General features: G+C 44.3%; 1 protein-coding gene. It reads left to right on the top strand.

What is annotated here, in order from left to right:
• The coding region (locus tag B4920_RS26655; RefSeq protein WP_173862719.1) for a cytochrome ubiquinol oxidase subunit I at positions 1-262 on the top strand (262 nt) is incomplete at both ends.

The raw sequence follows: 262 nt of genomic DNA, 5'->3' as shown, positions 1-262 counted from the left end.
AACTTTGCCTTGGGTGTATCAACGGGTTTAGCGATGGAATTCCAGTTTGGTACTAACTGGTCTTACTATTCACACTATGTAGGTGACATCTTTGGTGCACCGCTGGCTATCGAAGGTTTAATGGCATTCTTCTTAGAATCGACCTTCGTAGGTATGTTCTTCTTCGGTTGGGATCGTTTCTCAAAACGTCAACATTTAGCGACAACTTGGTTGGTGGCTTTTGGTTCCAACTTCTCCGCATTGTGGATTCTGGTAGCAAACG

The organism is Zoogloea sp. LCSB751 (assembly GCF_002028455.1).
Taxonomy (GTDB): domain Bacteria; phylum Pseudomonadota; class Gammaproteobacteria; order Burkholderiales; family Rhodocyclaceae; genus Zoogloea.
Note: the sequence above shows the minus strand (reverse complement) of the source record. Positions and strands in the feature narration are given on the sequence as shown.